This window comes from Fulverythrobacter ferritrahens, from assembly GCF_020539485.1.
In the GTDB taxonomy this organism is placed as follows: Bacteria; Pseudomonadota; Alphaproteobacteria; order Sphingomonadales; family Sphingomonadaceae; genus Andeanibacterium; species Andeanibacterium ferritrahens.
Map to the genome: position 1 here is coordinate 220282 of NZ_JACDXU010000003.1, position 18785 is coordinate 239066.

At 63.1% G+C, this 18785-nt stretch carries 21 protein-coding genes; 13 read left to right on the forward strand and 8 right to left on the reverse strand.

Features of this window, described 5'->3' with window-relative positions:
• Positions 1-17: 17 nt before the first annotated feature.
• Genes H0274_RS13160 through H0274_RS13175 form a run of 4 tightly spaced genes read left to right on the forward strand, consistent with a single transcriptional unit; the run spans position 18 to position 3589 of the window.
• Entirely contained in the window at positions 18-1130 is a 1113-nt protein-coding gene (locus H0274_RS13160; protein WP_226795953.1) for an MlaE family ABC transporter permease, read from the forward strand.
• Positions 1127-2032, forward strand: a complete 906-nt coding sequence (locus tag H0274_RS13165; protein ID WP_226795954.1) for an ABC transporter ATP-binding protein — start codon at positions 1127-1129, stop codon at positions 2030-2032. The genes H0274_RS13160 and H0274_RS13165 overlap by 4 nt, the downstream gene beginning before the upstream one ends.
• Before the next feature lie 7 nt (positions 2033-2039).
• A complete protein-coding gene (locus H0274_RS13170; protein ID WP_226795955.1) occupies positions 2040-2987 on the forward strand; it encodes an MlaD family protein in 948 nt (315 codons plus the stop codon).
• A gap of 11 nt (positions 2988-2998) precedes the next feature.
• The gene (locus H0274_RS13175; protein WP_226795956.1) at positions 2999-3589 is read left to right on the forward strand and encodes an ABC-type transport auxiliary lipoprotein family protein; all 591 of its coding nucleotides are present in this window, start codon (positions 2999-3001) and stop codon (positions 3587-3589) included.
• A gap of 211 nt (positions 3590-3800) precedes the next feature.
• Here H0274_RS13175 and H0274_RS13180 read toward each other — a convergent pair whose 3' ends face one another.
• The 6 genes from H0274_RS13180 to crcB all read right to left on the reverse strand — a co-directional run bounded on the left by H0274_RS13180 (position 3801) and on the right by crcB (position 7281).
• Entirely contained in the window at positions 3801-3986 is a 186-nt protein-coding gene (locus tag H0274_RS13180; protein ID WP_226795957.1) for a hypothetical protein, read from the reverse strand.
• Between the two features lie 113 nt (positions 3987-4099).
• Positions 4100-4798, reverse strand: coding sequence for an ATP12 family chaperone protein (locus H0274_RS13185; protein ID WP_226795958.1), 699 nt, complete (start codon positions 4796-4798; stop codon positions 4100-4102).
• Positions 4795-5001 carry a hypothetical protein gene (locus H0274_RS13190; protein WP_226795959.1) on the reverse strand — a complete coding sequence of 69 codons (207 nt, stop codon included), beginning with the start codon at positions 4999-5001 and terminating at the stop codon, positions 4795-4797. Before H0274_RS13190 ends, H0274_RS13185 begins: the two co-directional genes overlap by 4 nt.
• Positions 4998-5645 carry an HAD-IA family hydrolase gene (locus H0274_RS13195; protein ID WP_226796162.1) on the reverse strand — a complete coding sequence of 216 codons (648 nt, stop codon included), beginning with the start codon at positions 5643-5645 and terminating at the stop codon, positions 4998-5000. The genes H0274_RS13190 and H0274_RS13195 overlap by 4 nt, the downstream gene beginning before the upstream one ends.
• A gap of 2 nt (positions 5646-5647) precedes the next feature.
• Positions 5648-6877: an RluA family pseudouridine synthase gene (locus H0274_RS13200; protein WP_226795960.1), complete on the reverse strand. Its 1230-nt coding sequence runs from the start codon at positions 6875-6877 to the stop codon at positions 5648-5650.
• Positions 6874-7281, reverse strand: coding sequence for a fluoride efflux transporter CrcB (gene crcB, locus H0274_RS13205; RefSeq protein WP_226795961.1), 408 nt, complete (start codon positions 7279-7281; stop codon positions 6874-6876). The genes H0274_RS13200 and crcB overlap by 4 nt, the downstream gene beginning before the upstream one ends.
• Before the next feature lie 212 nt (positions 7282-7493).
• On the opposite strand from crcB, the gene rpsU reads away from it, so the two are divergent.
• The 9 genes from rpsU to H0274_RS13250 all read left to right on the forward strand — a co-directional run bounded on the left by rpsU (position 7494) and on the right by H0274_RS13250 (position 15347).
• The gene (rpsU, locus tag H0274_RS13210; protein WP_054531871.1) at positions 7494-7700 is read left to right on the forward strand and encodes a 30S ribosomal protein S21; all 207 of its coding nucleotides are present in this window, start codon (positions 7494-7496) and stop codon (positions 7698-7700) included.
• Between the two features lie 88 nt (positions 7701-7788).
• The gene (locus H0274_RS13215) at positions 7789-8352 is read left to right on the forward strand and encodes an FKBP-type peptidyl-prolyl cis-trans isomerase (RefSeq protein WP_226795962.1); all 564 of its coding nucleotides are present in this window, start codon (positions 7789-7791) and stop codon (positions 8350-8352) included.
• Between the two features lie 63 nt (positions 8353-8415).
• The gene (locus tag H0274_RS13220; RefSeq protein WP_226795963.1) at positions 8416-10125 is read left to right on the forward strand and encodes a DUF4153 domain-containing protein; all 1710 of its coding nucleotides are present in this window, start codon (positions 8416-8418) and stop codon (positions 10123-10125) included.
• A gap of 58 nt (positions 10126-10183) precedes the next feature.
• Positions 10184-10486, forward strand: coding sequence for an Asp-tRNA(Asn)/Glu-tRNA(Gln) amidotransferase subunit GatC (gatC, locus tag H0274_RS13225; RefSeq protein ID WP_054531874.1), 303 nt, complete (start codon positions 10184-10186; stop codon positions 10484-10486).
• Positions 10486-11970 carry an Asp-tRNA(Asn)/Glu-tRNA(Gln) amidotransferase subunit GatA gene (gatA, locus tag H0274_RS13230; RefSeq protein ID WP_226795964.1) on the forward strand — a complete coding sequence of 495 codons (1485 nt, stop codon included), beginning with the start codon at positions 10486-10488 and terminating at the stop codon, positions 11968-11970. The genes gatC and gatA overlap by 1 nt, the downstream gene beginning before the upstream one ends.
• The gene (locus H0274_RS13235) at positions 11967-12377 is read left to right on the forward strand and encodes a hypothetical protein (RefSeq protein WP_226795965.1); all 411 of its coding nucleotides are present in this window, start codon (positions 11967-11969) and stop codon (positions 12375-12377) included. The genes gatA and H0274_RS13235 overlap by 4 nt, the downstream gene beginning before the upstream one ends.
• Positions 12374-13870: an Asp-tRNA(Asn)/Glu-tRNA(Gln) amidotransferase subunit GatB gene (gene gatB, locus H0274_RS13240; RefSeq protein ID WP_226795966.1), complete on the forward strand. Its 1497-nt coding sequence runs from the start codon at positions 12374-12376 to the stop codon at positions 13868-13870. Before H0274_RS13235 ends, gatB begins: the two co-directional genes overlap by 4 nt.
• Positions 13871-13892: 22 nt before the next feature.
• Complete coding sequence (locus H0274_RS13245; RefSeq protein WP_226795967.1) at positions 13893-14351, forward strand: tRNA (cytidine(34)-2'-O)-methyltransferase; 459 nt, start codon at positions 13893-13895, stop codon at positions 14349-14351.
• Between the two features lie 144 nt (positions 14352-14495).
• Positions 14496-15347: a hypothetical protein gene (locus H0274_RS13250; RefSeq protein WP_226795968.1), complete on the forward strand. Its 852-nt coding sequence runs from the start codon at positions 14496-14498 to the stop codon at positions 15345-15347.
• A 69-nt stretch (positions 15348-15416) separates the two neighbouring features.
• On the opposite strand, the gene H0274_RS13255 is transcribed toward H0274_RS13250, so the two are convergent.
• On the reverse strand, positions 15417-15722 hold the full coding sequence (locus H0274_RS13255; RefSeq protein WP_226795969.1) for a hypothetical protein: 306 nt from the start codon (positions 15720-15722) through the stop codon (positions 15417-15419).
• A 33-nt stretch (positions 15723-15755) separates the two neighbouring features.
• The gene (locus tag H0274_RS13260) at positions 15756-18638 is read right to left on the reverse strand and encodes a M16 family metallopeptidase (protein ID WP_226795970.1); all 2883 of its coding nucleotides are present in this window, start codon (positions 18636-18638) and stop codon (positions 15756-15758) included.
• Positions 18639-18785: the final 147 nt, after the last annotated feature.

Below are 18785 nucleotides of genomic sequence, written 5' to 3' on the forward strand. Positions count from 1 at the left end.
CCCCATAGCTCAAGACGATGAGGGAATGGGCTGATTTCACCGTCGAGACGGACGATAAGGGCGGCACCAGACTGGTGCTGGCCGGCCCCTTGCTGATTTCCTCCATTGGCGTGATCGACCGCAAGCTGCGCGATTGGCAGGGCCCTGTTGACCAGATCGATCTGGCAGAGGCCGGGCCGGTGGATACGGTGGGCGCCTGGATCGTCTGGCGTTTCGCGCGCGAGACCAAGGCGCAGATAACCGGCGCCAGCGAAGATGCGCAGCGCCTGATCGAAGCGGTGCAGGGCGCGCAGGGCGAAGGCACGGTGGAGCCGCCGCGGCTGCCCTTCATTACTCGCGTACCTGCGGCCGTGGGCACCCGCGTCTATAATTGGGGCCTCGGCGTGGTGAAGCTGCTGGGCTTTCTTGGCGCGATTCTCATGGCATTCGGCTCGCTGCTCGCTCACCCGCGCCGCCTGCGCATTGCCTCCATCACGCGCCAGTTCGAGCTGGTGGGCGTCTCCGCGCTGGGCATCATCGGGTTGATGAGCGTCCTGATCGGCATCGTGATCGCCCAGCAAGGCGCGGTGCAGCTGCGCCAGTTCGGCGCGGAAATCTATACGGTGAACCTGACCGGGCGCCTCGCCGTGCGCGAACTGGGCGTGCTGATGACCGCGATCATGGTGGCCGGCCGGTCCGGCTCCGCCTTTGCCGCGCAGATCGGCACGATGAAGCTGACCGAGGAAGTGGACGCGATGCGGACTATTGGCGTCTCTCCGCTGGAGGCGCTGATCCTGCCGCGCCTGATCGCGGCCGTGTTGATGATGCCGCTGCTGGGCTTCTTTTCTGCCGGGCTGGCGATTATCGGCGGCGCCATCGTTTCCGACCTGACGCTAGGCATTCCCTTTTTCACTTTCCTCAGCCGCATTCAGGAAGTGGTTCCGCTGCATGACGTCTGGGTCTGCATGGTCAAGGCGCCCGTGTTCGGCCTGATCGTGGCACTGGCGGGCTGCTATCAGGGGATGCAGGTTCGCGGTAATTCGGAAGAAGTGGGCCTGCGCACCACCATGGCGGTGGTGCAGGGCATCTTCATGGTGATCGTGCTCGACGCCTTCTTCGCGGTGTTCTTCACCGAGGTGGGCTGGGGATGAGCGAGGAACAGATCGCCGCCAGCGTGGAGCGCCGCGCCCTGCCGTTCGATCCGGAGCGATTCCAGGGCGAATATCCCGTGATCGTGCAGGGGCTGGTCAACCGGTTTGACGGGCATGCCGTGCATGATGGGCTGGACCTGAAGGTCCGGCGCGGGGAAGTGCTCGGCGTGGTGGGCGGATCGGGCACGGGCAAATCCGTGCTGATGCGCTCCATCATTGGGCTGCAGGTGCCCGATGAAGGGCAGATCGAGGTGCTGGGCCACAAGGTCACCGATCTTGGGGACGGCAGCCAGGCGGACATACGCTCCCGCTGGGGTGTGCTGTTTCAGGGCGGGGCGCTGTTTTCTACCCTCACCGTGGGCGAGAATGTGGAAGTGCCGCTGCGCGAATTCTATCCGGAAATCGCACCGGAACTGCGGCACGAGATCGCGCGCTACAAGGTGCGCCTTTCGGGCCTGCCCGAAGAGGCGGCCAGCAAGTTCCCGTCCGAGCTTTCCGGCGGCATGAAGAAGCGCGCCGGGCTGGCGCGCGCCTTGGCGCTGGACCCGGAGCTGCTGTTTCTGGACGAGCCGACGGCGGGGCTCGATCCTGTCGGCGCTGCCACGTTCGACCGGCTGACCCGCGAGCTGGCGGATGTGCTGGGGCTGACCGTGTTCCTGATCACTCACGATCTCGATACGCTTTTCGAAATCTGCGACCGCGTGGCGGTGCTGGCTGACGGCAAGGTGATCGGCGTGGGCACGATCCCGGAATTGCTGGCCATGGACCATCCGTGGATCCAGGAATATTTCAACGGCCCGCGGGGGCGGGCAGCGAAAGCCAGCCAGGAACGGGCCGGCCAGAAACGGGCCGGTCAAAAACAAACCGGGACCATGGACAAGCCTGCGGGCGGGGGGGCATAGACAGCCTATGGAAACGCGCGCGAACCATGTCTGGGTGGGGGCAGTCACTCTGTTCCTGCTGGCAGCCCTGGCGGTATTCATCATGTGGATCGCGGGGCTCAGCGGTGCGCAGAAGAAGGAGTATGACATCTTCTTCAAGCAGTCGGTCGACGGGCTGGCCCGCGGATCGAACGTCACTTTCTCGGGCGTGCCGGTGGGCGAGATTTCGGAAATCGAGCTGTGGCCCCGGAACCCCGAATATGTTCGCGTGCGGATCAGGGTGGGCAAGGATGTGCCGATCCTGGTGGGAACAGTGGCCACGGTGCAGTCCAGCTTCACGGGATCGTCCAAGGTCCAGCTCGATGGTGCACGCGAAGGCGCGCCGGAGATCACTTGCCAGAACACCAGCTGTCTGGAAGGCAAGCCCACGATCGCGGCCAAGCCCGGCGGGCTGGGCGAAATCCTGTCCAACGCCCCGCTGCTGCTGGAACGGCTGGCGACGCTGACGGACCGGCTGACGCAGCTTCTGTCGGACGACAATCAGGCATCGATTGCCGGCATTCTCAAGAATACCGAACGGCTGACCGATCACGTGGCCGATGCCTCGCCGCAGATCGAAGCGACGCTTACCGAATTGCAGGCCACCTTGCGCCAGGCATCGGGCAGCCTCGCCGCCTTTGAAAAGACCATGGGCACTGCCGATGGCCTGCTGAAGAAGGATGGGGAGCAACTCGCCGCCCAACTGCGCGATACGCTGAAATCGGCCAAGCTGGCGGCGGAATCGCTGGATACCACGCTCAAGACCGCGCAGCCCGCCACGCGCCAGCTTTCCGAAACGACCCTGCCGGCGGCAGAGGCCACCCTGCGCGACCTGCGCGAGGCGAGCCAGGCGCTGCGCAAGATCACCGAGAAGATCGACAATCAGGGAGCGGGCGCGCTGCTGAAGGGCAACGACCTGCCGGACTATAAGCCATGAGGGATTTCGCGATGACGGTTACCTGCAAGGCCGGGCTCGCGGCCATCGCATTGGCGCTCACTCTGCCGGGCTGCGTCAGCCTGGGCAAGGAACCGCCGCCGACCCTGTTCACGCTCACTCCCACAGCTCTCGCCCCGGCAGGCCTTTCAGCCAGCGGTACGGCGGCGCAGGCCCTGGCAGTGATCGAGCCGGACGCGCCCCAGAAACTCGATGTGGCGCGGGTGCCCGTGCAGGTCGATCCCTCGACCATTGCCTATCTCAAGGATGCGGTTTGGGTGGAAAAGCCTGCCCGCCTGTTTGGGCGCCTGCTGGCCGAAACGATCCGCGACAGGCAGACCCGGCTGGTGGTGGAGGCGCCCGATACGGCCTATTCCGCCGCCACGCGCCTTTCGGGCCGACTGAGCGAGATGGGCTATGATGCTGGCACCAGCTCCGTGATCGTGCGGTTCGATGCGGTGCTGAAGCAGCCTGACGGCCAGATTCTCACCCGCCGTTTCGAAGCGACGGTGAGCGGCGTGACCCCCACCGCCGCCAGCGTTGCGCCCGCCCTGAACGAAGCCGCCAACAAGGTCGCCGCTGAAGTGGCGGAGTGGATCGGCTGAGGCCCGGCGAGTTCGGCTGGAGGGCCTTCCCAACCGAGGCGGGAATATCCGCAATGTCGTGGCTTCCGGGCAGGCAGCTTTGAGCGATATCGTTCTCCCCAGCGAACGGCGGGGATGGAGGAGGGCTGATATTGGAAAACTCTTTATGCCGAGCTTCTTTCAGCATTCATCCTTCCAAACAGGGCACCGCCCGCTCTGATCGAAACGCTGTTCAGAGTTTCTTTTCTGTTTCCAGCCGATCCCGCAAATAGCAGTAATTGGCATCCGGGTTCGATGGCAGCACGGCGCCCTTGGCCTCGCAGATGACGGGCGGTTTCAACGGGAATTGTTTCAGCGGGTCGCTCACAAGGTTGAAGAACTGGCAGGTTTCGGTGCCCTCGCGGTCCTTGCACAGCACTTTGTAAGTGGAGCCAGACGCCTTAATTGCCGGGAGAAATTCTCCAGCGCGCAGGCGATAGCAACATGGCGGCACCCTGTAACAGATATAGGGCAGGGCTTATTACCTGACGATCAGCGCATCCGCGCCAGCCGGGCGAAGTCCAGCGCGGCAGTGAATTCGGCAAGGCGGCGGGCGCGTTTTTCCTCCGCCGTCCATTCCCAGCCCCATTGCTCGGCCTGCCAGTCTTCCTCCGCATTGGCGATGGCCCACAGGGCTTCCGCATCGGCGCCTTCCTCCAGCGCGCAGAGGCCGACCGCCAGTGAAACCGCGAGGGAGGCGAGCGTCTTCAGCGCGGCCAGGGTGAAGGGATCGAGCGTTTCGAGATGGGCCTTCAGCGCGGCGAGCGTCTCTGCCGGTTGCGGGCGATGCATGATGCCGCTCACGCGTTCGAAGCGCACTTTATGTACCCCTTCGAGCCCTGTGAGAACAGGTTCCCACAAAGCTTCCTGGCGTGCGAACAACGGCTCGTCGGGTTCCGCGCGGTAGCAGAGCGTATCCGTTTCGGCATAGCGCAGGATGGACGCAATCTCGGCGGCAGGGTCAGCGGCGACCATATCGATCGCGTAATCGGCCAGATCGCGATAGCGGAAGGCAGCGGGGTCGATCTCCTCGCCCTGGTCTGCCCATTCCGCCGCCATTGCCTCTGCCAGCGCGCGGGAGGGTACGATCTGCGCCGCGCCGCGTTGCGTCTTGATCCCGCGCCGGTCCAGCGTCACTCGCCAGCCGCCTGCGACCTGCTCGGCTGCTACATCCTTGTAAAACCGTTTCATTTCGGCGTCCGCCATTTACGCGCCAGGATTTGCGGCACGATATAGACATCGATGAGGCCCGCCGCGATCAGCACATAGCCGGCCATTTTGGGCCATTCGATGATCTGGCGCACCACCAGCGCGCCCACCAGCACCATGGCGACGCCTGCCAGCCGGATCATGGAAATGGTGAAATAGCGCCCGCGCGCCGGATCGTCGCTCACCTGAGCAATTCCCTCAATTCCGCAGCATTGGTGGCCACAGCTTCGGCCCCCGCATCCATCAGTTCCTGCACTTCGTGATAGCCCCATGCGACCCCGATTGGCCGCGCCCCCGCGGCCCGGGCCATCTCGATGTCATAGGCCGTATCCCCGATCATTGCCGTATCGGCGGGGACTGCGAAAGCGTCAGCCATGGCCTGTTCCAGCATCGAAGGGTGCGGCTTGGAAGGATGCCGGTCGGCCGTCTGCAGGGTGGAGAACAGGTCCAGCAGGCCATGCGTGGCAAGGCAGCCCTTCAGCCCGCGATCCGATTTACCGGTGGCAACGCCCAGCACCCAGCCGGAGGCATGGAGATCGCCCAGCAACTCGCGAATCCCGTCATAAAGCGGTTCGGCCAATTGTCCGCTGCTGCGAGCCTCGAAAAAGGCGGCGCGATAGGCTTCGACCAGATGGGTGTGCTGTTCCCCAAGGGCTTCGGGAACCAGATGGCGGACAGCCACCGGCAGGCTCAGCCCCACGATCCTGCGGATGGAGGAATTGGGCGGGGTTGGCAGGCCGACCGTATCGAAGGCGGCGCGCATGGCGTTGCATACCGCCGCCTGCCCATCGACCAACGTTCCATCGCAATCGAACACGGCAAGGCGAATGGTCACTTGCGGCCTCTGGGCCCCGGTTTTCCGGCGGGTTTAGCACCAGGACGGCGGGCAGCAGGCTTCGGGCCCGGCTTCGCCCCTGAGCGGGCGCCGGTCTTTCCAGCGGGTGCAGGTTTGCCCCGGCGAGGCGGTGCATCATCCGAAGCGCCGCGCTTGCGCCTCTCGCCGCGCCGTTCCTTGCGATATTGTTTGGCGTGGGCCTTCGCGATCTGCTTCTTCTCGGTGCGAGACGGCGGGGGCGTGTCATCTTCGGGCAATGCGTCGCTCAGCGAAAGATCGAAACCCAACTGCTCCATGCTCGTGGCGAAATGGGGCGGCAATTCGGCTGTCACGTCCAGCTTGCCGCCATCGGGGTGGTCGATGATCAGACGCCGGGCATGGAGGTGCATCTTGCGACTGATGCTGCCCGTAAGGAAAGCCTCCGGTCCACCGTATTTGCCATCACCCACGATGGGATGGCCGATCGCCGCCATATGGACGCGCAATTGGTGGGTACGGCCGGTCAGCGGCTGCAATTCCACCCAAGCGGCGCGTTTGGCCGCGCGATCGATCACGCGGTAGCGGGTCTTGGCCGGCTGGCCGTTTTCCTCGTCCACATGCATCTTCTCGCCGCCGGTGCCCGGCTGCTTGGCGATGGGAGCCTCGATCGTGCCTTCCAGCACATCGGGCACGCCCATGACCAGCGCCCAATAGACCTTGCGGGCGGAGCGGCCCGAGAATCGCTTGGAGAAGAAGGCGGCGCTGCCGGGTGTGCGGGCCACCAGCAGCACGCCGCTGGTATCCTTGTCGAGCCGGTGGACCAGACGCGGGCGGGCCTCTTCACCGCGCACGAAGGCGTCCAGCAGGCCGTCCACATGGTCCTTCATCTTGGTGCCGCCCTGTGTTGCAAGGCCCGGCGGCTTGTTCAGCACGATGGCCGAACGATCCTGCGTGATGACCATGGCTTCCGCTCGGGCCACTTCTTCCTCGCTCAGTTCGCGGCGAGGGCGGGGCGACTTTCCGGACGGAGCTTCTCCGCCCGGCGGCACGCGCAGCACCTGCCCGGCGCTGAGGCGATCTTCCGGCTTGGCGCGCTTGCCGTCCACGCGAATCTGCCCGGTGCGGGCCCAGCGCGATACGGTGGCAAAGCCCACTTGCGGCAGGTGGCGCTTGAACCAGCGATCAAGCCGGATGCCGTCATCGTCGGTGCCGACGGTGAACTGGCGTACTTCCTCTGCCGGCTTCATCCTGCCACCCGCATCGCGATAAGGCCGATATAGAGGCCGGTGAGCCCTGCCAGCAGCGAGACGCCGGCATAGGTGAAGGCCAGCGTGGGCTGGCCGCGCTCGATCAGCAGCATCATTTCCAGGCTGAAGCTGGAAAAGGTGGTGAAGCCGCCCAGCACGCCGACACCCAGCAGCAATCGCCAGAAATCCCCGCCGGTTCCGTGGCGAGCGAGAAAGCCGGCCAGCACGCCCATGGCGATGCTGCCTAGCACGTTGCAGGTCAGTGTTGCCCAGGGAAAGGCGGTGACGGTGGCCGGGCCCAGAATATGGGTCATCAGGCGGCCGAGCTGATAGCGCAGCACGGCGCCCGCGCCGCCGCCAAGGGCGACGTAAGCGGTTGCGGCAAGAGGTGGGGTGGCACTCATTTGCGGTGCCTTAGACGCGCGGGGCCGAAGTTGGAAGGCGCGCCGCATCGATTTGCGGGCTCAAATGCTTGCCTTCGGGGTGGGTTTTCGCTAGGGGCGCCCGCTATCAAGCCGTTCCTTAGCGGAATCGGCACATTTTTCGTTGATTCGTCAGGGCTGGTCCCCGCCGCTTCGCGGGGCGCCCCGGCAGTTGCTGTGAGGTGTTTGAATTTATGCAGATCATCGTTCGCGATAACAATGTCGACCAGGCCCTTCGTGCGCTGAAGAAGAAGCTGCAGCGTGAAGGCGTTTATCGCGAAATGAAGCTGCGTCGTCACTTCGAGAAGCCGAGCGAAAAGCGTGCCCGTGAAAAAGCCGCTGCCGTCCGCCGCGCCCGCAAGCTGGAGCGTAAGCGGATGGAACGCGACGGATCGAAGTAAGCGTTCAAGATCGCTTGAACCCACAGCATTGTTGAGCCAAGAGGGCGCGGCTTCAAAACCGCGCCCTTTTGCTTTTCAGGAAACGCCCATGGCCGAAGTTACCCGCGTCCCGCTCCAGCCGCTGAAGAAAGGCTCTCTCGCCAAGCTCTGGCTGGGAGTGATCGTTGTGATTCTCCTTGGTGCGGCGTTTGCCTGGCTCACCGTGCCGAAAGGTGTTTCGGTCACCGAAATCACGGCGGGTACCGGCGCCAGCCCGGGCAAGACCGATGTGGTGGTGGTGAACTATGTCGGCAAGCTGGAAGATGGCACCGTGTTCGATCAGGGTCAGGGCGTGCCGATTCCGCTGGGTCAGGGCACCATTCCGGGCTTTGGCGAAGGCCTCGCCAAGATGAAGAAGGGCGGCAAGTACACGCTGCAGATCCCGGCCGAGAAGGCATATGGGCCCAAGGAACAGAAGAACCCGATGACGGGTGAGGTCGTGATTCCCGCCAATGCGGACCTGACCTTCGAGATCGAGCTTATCGATTATATGAGCGAGGCCGATTTCCAGCGCCGCATGCAGATTCAGCAGATGATGCAGATGCAGCAGCAACAGGGCGGTGCGCCGGGCGGCGCTCCCTCCCTTCCCGAAGGCGCGCCGCTTCCTCAGTAACCAGCTGCGAATGGAATGGCCGGGGCGCTTGTCGCCGCCCCGGCGATAGGGGATGCTCCACCCATGGAAGAGGAGCGAATCGATAATACCGCGCATCATGGGCGCGACTGGCCGCTGCGCCCGTGGGCGCTGGCCGTGCTGCTTGGCCTCGCTGGCCTGCTGCTTCACTTCGTAACCGATGGTCATTCGGATAGCGCGCCGCGCATGGCTGCGGCTGCTTTCCTGTTTTTCGGTCCGATTGCCGCGGCCTTCTCGCTGGAACGGGACAACTGGCGGGAAACGGCGATCTTCGCTCTTCTTGCCGGGCTGATCATGGCGGGCCTCGCCTGGCGGGCAGTGAATGCCGGGGATCACGCGGCCGACGAAGAATATGGTTTTGGCGCAGGCATTATCGCAACTTTGCTGGCGCTCCCCCTGTTCCAGGCAGGCTTCCATCGTACCCGCTTCGCCACTCCCTATCGCGATACGCATTTCTATGTCTGGACCGATGCGGTCAGCGCGGCGGGAGCCTTGGCTTTCACAGGATTGTCCTTCCTGCTGCTGTTCGTGTTGGCGGAACTCTTCCGGCTGATCCGGATCGAGCTGCTGCATGACCTGCTGGACAAGGGCTGGTTCGGCTGGAGCGTGGCGGGCATTGCCTTCGGGGCATCGCTAGGCACCTTGCGCAATTCGCTGAAGGTGCTGGGCGCGCTGCAATCGGTAGTGTTGCTGGTTCTCTCGCTGCTGGCGGTGCCGCTGGCTGCGGCACTGGTCATTTTCCTGATCGCGGTCGCTTTCTCGGGCCTCGACGTGTTGTGGGAGGCAACGCGCAGCGCCACCCCGGTGCTGCTCGCCTGCGCGGCGGGGTGCTTCATCCTGACCAACGCCATCGTTCGGGAAGACGATACGGACATGACGCGCAATGGGGTGATGCGTGTCACCGCCTTCGTGCTCGCCATGGGCATTCTACCGCTCACCCTGCTTGCAGTAATCTCCATGGGCACACGCGTGGCCCAGTATGGCCTCTCGCCGGAGCGGCTGTGGGGGCTCACCGCCATTGCCGTCGCCTGTGCTTATGGCCTGGCCACCTGGGTCGCGGCGATCAGGGGCAAGGTTCGGGGCTGGCGGCCCTATGTGCGACGGGCGAATCTGCATCTCGCTGCGGGAGTGAGCGTCTATGCTCTGCTGCTGGCGCTGCCGATTCTCGATTTCGGCGGCATTTCCGCCGCGAACCAGCTTTCCCGGCTGGAACGGGGCAAGGTGAGCGCCGAGGATTTCGATTACGAAGCGCTCAAATGGGATTTCGGGGACGCCGGAAAACGCGCGCTGACCAAGCTGGCCAAAAGCAAGGACGCCGAGGTGGCCAAGCTCGCCCGGGAAGCGCAGGCTCGCAAGGAGCGGCGCTGGAACTGGATGGAGTCGCCGGTGAAGCGGGATCGACGCTTTGCCAATTTGCGCGGATTGGATGCGGAGCCACAGGCCAAGTCCGCGTTTGAGCAGTTACTCAAGCGGGATGGCTGGCGCTGCAACACCTCCTGCACGGTGCTCGATCTGGGGGCCTATTCCGATGGAGATCGCCATTTCGCGCTGCTCGAGGGTAGCGATGTCCAGCATCTGCGGTTGCAGGCTGACGGTTCGCTCTTGCCGGAAGCCGCCGGTCTGCAGCCCCCCGTGCCGACCTTGAACGAAGTTGCGGCCGAAGCTCACGGCCGCGTGCCGCAGGTCGAAGTCCGCCCGTTCAGTGGTCGCCAGATCTATGTCGATGGCAAGCCGGTGGGGGAACCCTTCGAATAGTCGCCTTTGCGGCATCCCCGCGCTTGAAGGCGGGCCGCAGGCAAGCTAACGCGCGGCCATGTCAGTCGATAAAGCAACCGTGGCGAAGATCGCCTCGCTCGCGCGCCTCCGGATGAGCGATGAAGAGCTCGACCGGATGGTGCCGGAGTTCAACAATATCCTCGCCTGGGTGGAGCAACTCGGCGAAGTGGACGTGACGGGCATCGAACCGATGACCGCCGTGATCCCCAATAGCCTGCGCTTGCGTGACGATGTGGTGGATGCCGATCCGCTGACCGGCGGCGGCAAGCGCGATGCGGTTCTGGCCAATGCTCCCGCTGCCGAACACGGCTTCTTCGGTGTGCCCAAGGTGATCGAATAATGACTGACGTAACCGAACTCGGCGTTGCCGCCATCCGCGAAGGCGTGACCAAGGGCGATTTCACCGCGCGCGAAGTAGCAGAGGCGTTCAACGCCAATGTCGCCGCGGCGCAGGACGCACTCAACGCCTTCATCGTCGCTACGCCGGAAAAGGCGCTGGAAGCGGCGGACAAGGTCGATGCGGATCGCGCTGCGGGCAAGGCACTCGGCAAGATGGCCGGCGTTCCCATCGGCATGAAGGATCTGTTCGCCACGCAGGGCGTGCAGACCACGGCCGCCAGCCACATTCTGGAAGGCTTCAAGCCCGAATATGAAAGCACCGTATCCCGCAAGCTGTGGGAAGCAGGCGCTGGCATGCTGGGCAAGCTGAACCTCGATCAGTTCGCCATGGGTTCGTCGAACGAGACGAGCTATTTCGGCAATGTGATTTCGCCGTGGCGTAAGCAGGGCAGCAATGCCGCGCTCGCCCCGGGTGGCTCCTCGGGCGGCTCCAGCGCGGCGGTGTCCGCGCGGCTCGCCCCTGCGGCTACCGGCACGGACACGGGCGGTTCGATCCGCCAGCCCGCCGCCTTCACCGGCATTTCGGGCATCAAGCCGACCTATGGCCGTTGCAGCCGCTGGGGCATTGTTGCCTTCGCCAGTTCGCTAGATCAGGCGGGGCCGATGGCGCGCGACGTGCGTGACTGTGCGATCATGCTGGAGGCGATGGCGGGCTTCGACCCCAAGGACGCGACCAGCCTCGACCTGCCGGTGCCCGAATGGGAAGCCGGGCTGAATGCCGATCTCAGGGGAAAGAAGGTGGGCATCCCGCGCGAATATCGCATGGACGGGATGGATGCCGAAGTGGCCAAGAGCTGGGACGATGGCATCGCCTGGCTGAAGGATGCTGGCGCGGAGATCGTCGATATCTCGCTGCCGCACACCAAATATGCCCTGCCGACCTATTACATCATCGCCCCGGCAGAGGCCTCGTCCAACCTCGCTCGCTATGACGGCGTGCGTTATGGCCTGCGCGATCTGCCCGATGGTGCCGGCCTGCAGGACATGTATGCCGCCACCCGCGCTGCCGGTTTCGGCGACGAGGTGAAGCGCCGCATCCTGATCGGCACCTATGTGCTCAGCGCCGGTTTCTATGACGCCTATTACACGCAGGCGCAGAAGGTCCGCACGCTGATCAGCCATGATTTCAAGAACGCCTTCACGGAATGCGACGTGATCCTGGCCCCGACCACGCCCACCGCCAGCTTCCCGCTGGGCGACAAGCTGGACGATCCGCTGGCGATGTATTTGAATGACGTGTTCTCGGTCCCCGCCTCGCTCGCCGGGCTGCCCGCGATGAGCGTGCCCGCCGGGCTGAATAGGGAAGGCCTGCCGCTGGGCCTCCAGCTGATCGGCAAGGCCTTTGACGAACAGGGTGTGCTGAATGCGGGGCTGGCGATCGAACAGCGGGCTGGCTTCGCAGCCAAGCCGGAGAAGTGGTGGTGACAGAGTTTGAACTGAAGAAATTGCGCGCAGACAATGTGCGCAATGCCTTCAGGTCAGCAACGATGATTTTTGGCCCGGTGATGGGTTTTCTTATTGTAAGAGGGTTGAGTGATGCCAACCTGTCTTGGGAAAAGGTATGGCTGCTTGCTACTCTCCTTTTCGCTTTAGCAGGAATGGCGCAGAATCTTCTAAAATTGGCGGAAAATATCGTCTGGCATGCCGGGCATATATCGAATGTTCTTGTCTTTATGGCATTTCTAGTATGCGCTGTAATTATTGGTTTCATTCAAGATTTCATCGTTCTTGATCCAAAAATTTGGTCGGCGCTGATTATTGCATGGGTTGTCTCCACACTGTTCTCAGCGGTTATTGAGCGGCCTAAGGCTCGCGAATGGAAAGATAAATGAGCGAATATCGCATTCAGGGTGCAACGGGCGAATGGGAGGTCGTGATCGGCCTCGAAGTCCATGCGCAGGTAACTTCCTATTCCAAGCTGTTCTCGGGCGCGGCCACGGCTTTCGGCGCGGAGCCGAACAGCCAGGTGTCGCTGGTCGACGCGGCCATGCCCGGCATGCTGCCTGTGCCCAACCGCGAATGCATCCGTCAGGCCGTTCGCACGGGGATGGCGATCAATGCCCAGATCAACAAGTGGAGCCGGTTCGACCGCAAGAACTACTTCTACGCCGATCTTCCGCAGGGCTATCAGATCAGCCAGCTCTATCATCCGCTGGTGGGTGAAGGCAGCCTCGAGGTGATCCTCGACGACAAGGACCCCGAAGGCAGCACCAAGACCATCGGGATCGAGCGCATCCATGTGGAACAGGACGCAGGCAAGCTGATGCACGATCAGCATCCGACCATGTCCTATGTCGATTTGAATCGCTCGGGTGTGGCGCTGATGGAAATCGTCAGCCGCCCGGATATGCGCAGCCCGGCCGAAGCGGGGGCATACCTTGCCAAGCTGCGCTCGATCCTGCGCTATGTCGGTTCGTGCGACGGCAATATGGATCAGGGCTCGATGCGTGCGGACGTGAACGTTTCGGTGCGCAAGCCCGGCGAGCCGTTCGGCACGCGCACTGAAACCAAGAACGTCAATTCGGTCCGCTTCGTGATGGCCGTGGTCGAGAGCGAAGCGCGCCGCCAGGTCGATCTGATCGAGAGCGGCGGCACGGTTGTGCAGGAAACCCGGCTCTATGATCCGGACAAGAACACCACCCGGTCCATGCGCAGCAAGGAAGACGCGCATGATTACCGCTATTTCCCCGATCCGGATCTGTTGCCGCTGGAACTGGACGATGCATTCCTGGAGGAATGCCGCGCCTCGTTGCCCGAACTGCCCGATGCCAAGCGGCATCGCTATGAAACGGCGCTGGGGCTGTCCGCCTATGCCGCGGGCGTGCTGACCGCCGATGTGGAAACGGCGCGGTGGTTCGAAGCGCTCGTCGCCGCTGCCGCTGCCAAGGCCGGCAAGCCTGAGGCGGACCTTGCCAAGCAGGCTTCGAACTGGCTGATTTCCGAACTGTTCGGCGCGCTCAACAAGCTGGGCAAGAGCTTGGGCGAGAGCCCGGTTTCGCCTGAGGACGGGGCGGAACTGCTGGCGCTGATCGCGGACGGCACGATCTCTGGTTCGATCGCCAAGCAGGTGCTCGAAAAGATGCTGGAAACCGGTGACGGTGCGGCCACCATCGTGGAGCGGGAAGGCCTCAAGCAGGAAAGCGACACGGGCGCCATCGAGGCTGCCGTGGACGGCGTGCTGGCCGCCAATGGCGACAAGGTGGAGCAGTACAAGGGCGGCAAGGAAGCCCTGTTCGGCTTCTTCGTGGGCCAGACGATGAAGGCCATGCAGGGCAAGGCCAATCCGCAGGTTGTGAACGAGCTGCTGAAGAAGAAGCTGGGGTGAGCAGCCTCTCTGGGAGCGGACGATGCCGCTGAGCATCGTCCTCGTCCAGCCGGAGATTCCGGGCAATACCGGCGCAGTAGGGCGCACCTGTGTGGCGCTGGGCGCCGAACTGGTGCTGATCCACCCGCTGGGCTTCGAGATTTCCGATACGCGGGTAAAACGCTCGGGCCTCGATTACTGGCCCCATGTTCAACTGGCGGAGTTTCCCAGCTGGGATGCCTTCGTGGCCGAGCGGCAGCCGCGCGCCGAGCAGTTGTTCCTGTTCGAGGAACATGGCTCAAGCTCGTTCTACGATGCCGATTATCCGGAGGATGCCATCCTCGTCTTCGGGCAGGAGACCAAGGGCATTCCCGAAGCGATCTGGCGCGCCTTCCCCGGCCGTCAGTTCCATTTGCCCATGCGCTCCGACAAGATCCGTTCGCTCAATCTGGCGAATACGGTTGCGGCGGCAGCCTATCAGGCGATGCGTGGGAAGTTCTGAAGAGGAAGTAGGCTCTTGATCAGTAGATGGAATATGCACGCTCTACAAAATAGCAAGAAATTAGGCTGAAAGGGAGAGATTATCATTTGTTGCTCCATCATTTTCCGGTTAGCCAACATGCGAGGCTAACTTGTGGATTAATGTATGCGCGGTGTTGGGGTGTTTCGTGCAGTTTTGGCTGTGGGTTCGGCGTTGTCGTTAGGTTTGTCCGGGACCGCGTTGGCAGAGCCGCTGACGGTCGATGAGATAATGCAGTTAAATGAATTGCAGATCGGCGACGAAGCAATCATTGCAAAAATCGAGAGCGATTCTGCCGTGTTCAATCTCTCTACCGATGAAATGATAGACTTGAGGCGAAGAGGGTTGAGTTCCCAAGTCATCGCGTCAATGCTTAAGAAAAAGCAAGGCGCGGCACCGGTTCTCTCGCTGAACTCCCCTGATCCGATGGTCGCACACCCTGCAGGCCTCTATTACCTGTCAGGGGAAGGCGAGGTAGGTAAAATGGAGCGGATGAATTTTACCGTTTCCAGTCAGGCGAAGACAGGTGGGATTTTTGGTTACGTATTGACCGGAGGCCTCGCTTCAGCGAGCGTAAAGGTCGCCATTCAGAATGAAGAGGCGCCAATTCGAACGGGCAAGAATCCGAAATTCTACTTCTTCTTCGATGATGTTTCCCAGGCTAGTTCGGCAACAACATGGGCAAGTGGTAGTAACACCTTTGTGAATTCGCCCGCTGAGTTCACATTGATTGAATTGACTAAGAAGGAAGGGCGCCGGGAGGCTCGTGTCGGGAGTATGAACATTGCTGGTGCGAAGAGTGGGGTGATGGACAAGGATCGCATAGCCTTCCAGTCGAACGAGATACGTCCGGGAGTTTTCGAAGTCGTTCCCGAACAAGAGCTTACGCCTGGCGAATATGGTTTCATATTCTCGCTTGGGGCTAGCGGCACTGCCGGGGTCATGACCGCCCGGGTATTTGATTTTCAGGTTCGATAACGAAGGCAATTGAAACAAACAGGGCGCCGGAGTGATCCGGCGCCCTGTTGCATTTCGGTCGGCCTTAAATCAGCCCTTGCGGGTGCCGGTCATCGGCATTGCGCCGAATGCGCCCGCATTGACGGTGCCGGTCAGCGTGTCGCCGTCGATCGTGGCGGTGGCTTCCAGGGTGAGCGGCATGGGCACGGTCATGTCCATTTTCCAGGTCAACGTGTTGCCGTCGATCTTGCCTTCCTTGACTTCCAGCGAGCCGAGCGGGCCGGCATTGAGGCCGGTGAAGCTGGTGCCGTCATCGGAAGGGACGACCGTGAAAGTGCTGGTCTGGTCACCCATCGGGGTCTTGGTCAGGCATTCATAGGTTCCGGCAACGGACATGGTGTTCTCCTCTCGAAAGGGGCAAGCGGCGGGCTATTCCACTTCACTTACATTGTTGTCAGTATCGACATATTCAACCGGCATGTCCAGCCCCGCCAGCTGCTGATCGATCACCTTGCGGTCTCCCACAACGATGATCGCCAGATCGGAAGGCTGGAGATATTGCCGCGCCGCTGCGTCGATCGATTCCTTGGTCACGGCCCGGTAAATTTCCGGCAGCTTCACCTGATAATCGTCGGGCCGGCCCAGTTCGCTGTTGGAAACCAGCGCGCCAAGCACCTGACCGTTGGTCTGATAGCGGTTGGGCATGCCGCGAATATTGCCATCGGTCACGCGCTGGAACTCGGTATCTTCCACCGGGCGAGCGCCGGGGAAAGCGGCCATGTTGTCGAGGATCAGTCTGATCGAATCCGCGGTCTTGTCAGACTGGACCTGAGTATAGACCAGCAGGGCCTCCGGTCCCTTGTTACGCATGATCTGGCTGCCCACGCCATAGCTCCAGCCCTTGTCCTCGCGCAGGTCGAGATTGAGGCGGGAGAGGAAACCGTCGCCGATCACTTCATTGGCGAGATCCAGTGCTTCCTGCTCCTGCTGCTTGCCGGTGAGCGGCAGCAGGCGTCCCATGACCAGCACCGATTGCGGCGAGTTCGGACGGTCGATCACCACCAGACGGCGCTGCGGGGCGGGAGTGGCAATGGTGAGATCCTTGCGCGGCGGCATGGAGCGCACGCCCGGCCAGTGGCCGAAGGTGGCGTTGAGCTGGGGCAGCAGCTTGTCCATGGTGATGTCGCCCACCACGGTGATGCTGGCGAGGTCCGGCCGCAGCCAGCGGCGATGTTCGGCAGAGATCGCCTCCGGCGTCAGTGCGGCGATCACGCTTTCGTCGCCCAGGCCGCCGACCGTGCCATAGGGATGGGCTGTGCCATACAGGATCGGACGCAGGGCGCGGGTGGCAAGGCCGAAGGGCGATGCCTTTTCCTGCGCGATGTCGGCCAGCCGCTGGTCCTTCACGCGGGCGACGTCTTCCGGCTTGAAGGCCGGGTTGCGCACCATATCGGCCATCAGTTCCAGCGACGGGGCGAGATTGGCGGTAAGCGCGGTGAGCGTCACCGAGCTGCTGTCCATGTCCGACCCGGTGGCGATGGAGGCGCCGAGGCGCTCCTGCTCTTCGGCGATCTGCACTGCAGTGCGGGTGGTGGTCCCTTCCTCCAGCAGGTTCATCATCAGCGACTGGGTGCCCGCCGCGGCGGGGCCATCGGCGGCGAAGCCAGCATCGAAGGAAAGGTGGAGCGAAACCTTGGGTATCGCGGTGCGCCGGGCCAGGGTGACGGTGATGCCATTATCCAGCTTTGCCCGCTCGATGCCGGGGAAGGTGAGTTCGCCCACCTCGGCAACGGGGGGATATTCGCGGGGGGCGCTGCGAGCGATATCGGGCACCGGGGCCTTGGCGTCGGGCGAGGGGGCGGGGGTGGTGCCTTCATCGCCCCAGCCGCCCATGGCGGCGCCATCTTCGGTCCGCTCGCCCGGCACCACGGCCAGGCGCAGGGCAGGGCGGTCCAGCCAGCGCTGCATGGCCTGCTGCACTTCCGCCGGAATGAGGGCCGCCATCCGCTCAAGCTCGCGCTTGTAGTTGGCCGGATCGCCCGCATAGAGCAGTCCTTCCGCCAGCGTGGCGCCCTTGCCGGAAAAGCCGCCGACCACTTCGAGCGCGCCGATCTGGGCGGAAACGCTCTGCGTGGCGGCGCGCTGCAATTCATCCTGAGTGGGGCCGTTCTTCACGAGATCGGCAATGATCTCGTCCAGACGCTTCTCGGCCTGTGCCCGGTCCACACCGGGCTTCACGTCCATTTCCACCTGCAGGAAGCTCAATTGCTCGAACTGCTGGGCAGCGGCGGAAACGCGCACGGCCAGCTGCTCGTCCCGCACCAGCGCATTGTCGAGGCGGGAACTGGCAAGGCCGCCCAGAACATGCATCCCGATGGCCAGCGGAACTGCATCCGCATGGGTGAGCGCCGGGCCGCTCCAGGTGCGATAGATGCGCGTCACCGGCACCTGATCGGCCATTTCGCGGAGGACGGGCGCGGCGAGGGTAATCGGCTCGGCAGTGACCTTCGCCACATCCGGCCCGCGCGGAATGTCGCCGAACCACTTTTCCACCTTGGGCCGGGCAGTCGCCGCGTCGATATCGCCCGACAGGACGAGGATCACATTGTTCGGCCCGTAATTGTCTGTGAACCACTTGCGCACATCGGTGAGGCTGGCCGCGTCGAGATCCGCCATCGAACCGATGGTGGAATGGCGATAGGCATGGCCCACGGGCAGCAGGCCTTCATTCACCGCGTAATCGACCAGTCCGTAAGGCTGGTTGTCACCTTGCCGCTTCTCGTTCTGGACGACGCTGCGCTGCTTATCGAGCTTGTCCTGCGTCACCGCGCCCAGCAGGTGGCCCATGCGGTCGCTCTCCATGAACAGCGCAAGGTCCAGCGCTCCGGTCGGCACGGTTTCGATATAATTGGTGCGGTCGAACCAGGTGGAGCCATTCGTGGAAGTGGAGCCGGCAGCCTCCAGCGGAATGTCGAAATTCTCCACATTCTCCGAACCGCCGAACATCAGATGCTCGAACAGATGGGCAAAACCCGTGCGGCCGCGCGGTTCGTGCTTCGAGCCGACCCGGTAATAGATCGTCACTCCCACTACGGGGGCCTTGCGGTCCGTATGGACGATGGTGGTCAGCCCATTAGGCAGAGTGAAGGTCTCGTAGGGAATGTTCACCTGCTCCACCAGCTTGGCCAGCGGGGCGGGTTTGGCGGCGGGCGAGGACTTCTGCGTCGCCTGCGCCTGGAGGGCCCCGCAGGGCGCGAGAGTGAGCGAGGCAGTGAGTGTGGCGAGAAGAACGGGGGCGAATTTGCGGCGCATGGTCAGTCCCTTGATATGCGGCGGGCTTCGATTCCTCGCACCGGAGGAAATGGAAACCTTCGAAACTATCCCGCAGGCCTAACGCCTGCTCGGCGCCCCGTCACTTCATATCGACGAACGGCATGTTTCAGCGCATCGGCGCGTTCA

Coding starts and splice junctions, on each gene's coding strand:
- H0274_RS13170 (WP_226795955.1), top strand. CDS start 2,040: ATGGAAACGCGCGCGAACCATGTCTGGGTGGGGGCAGTCACTCTGTTC.
- H0274_RS13255 (WP_226795969.1), bottom strand. CDS start 15,722: ATGTCCGTTGCCGGAACCTATGAATGCCTGACCAAGACCCCGATGGGT.
- gatC (WP_054531874.1), top strand. CDS start 10,184: ATGTCAGTCGATAAAGCAACCGTGGCGAAGATCGCCTCGCTCGCGCGC.
- crcB (WP_226795961.1), bottom strand. CDS start 7,281: ATGAGTGCCACCCCACCTCTTGCCGCAACCGCTTACGTCGCCCTTGGC.
- H0274_RS13220 (WP_226795963.1), top strand. CDS start 8,416: ATGGAAGAGGAGCGAATCGATAATACCGCGCATCATGGGCGCGACTGG.
- H0274_RS13245 (WP_226795967.1), top strand. CDS start 13,893: ATGCCGCTGAGCATCGTCCTCGTCCAGCCGGAGATTCCGGGCAATACC.
- rpsU (WP_054531871.1), top strand. CDS start 7,494: ATGCAGATCATCGTTCGCGATAACAATGTCGACCAGGCCCTTCGTGCG.
- H0274_RS13250 (WP_226795968.1), top strand. CDS start 14,496: ATGCGCGGTGTTGGGGTGTTTCGTGCAGTTTTGGCTGTGGGTTCGGCG.
- H0274_RS13185 (WP_226795958.1), bottom strand. CDS start 4,798: ATGAAACGGTTTTACAAGGATGTAGCAGCCGAGCAGGTCGCAGGCGGC.
- H0274_RS13260 (WP_226795970.1), bottom strand. CDS start 18,638: ATGCGCCGCAAATTCGCCCCCGTTCTTCTCGCCACACTCACTGCCTCG.
- H0274_RS13215 (WP_226795962.1), top strand. CDS start 7,789: ATGGCCGAAGTTACCCGCGTCCCGCTCCAGCCGCTGAAGAAAGGCTCT.
- H0274_RS13175 (WP_226795956.1), top strand. CDS start 2,999: ATGACGGTTACCTGCAAGGCCGGGCTCGCGGCCATCGCATTGGCGCTC.
- H0274_RS13160 (WP_226795953.1), top strand. CDS start 18: ATGAGGGAATGGGCTGATTTCACCGTCGAGACGGACGATAAGGGCGGC.
- gatB (WP_226795966.1), top strand. CDS start 12,374: ATGAGCGAATATCGCATTCAGGGTGCAACGGGCGAATGGGAGGTCGTG.
- gatA (WP_226795964.1), top strand. CDS start 10,486: ATGACTGACGTAACCGAACTCGGCGTTGCCGCCATCCGCGAAGGCGTG.
- H0274_RS13200 (WP_226795960.1), bottom strand. CDS start 6,877: ATGAAGCCGGCAGAGGAAGTACGCCAGTTCACCGTCGGCACCGACGAT.
- H0274_RS13165 (WP_226795954.1), top strand. CDS start 1,127: ATGAGCGAGGAACAGATCGCCGCCAGCGTGGAGCGCCGCGCCCTGCCG.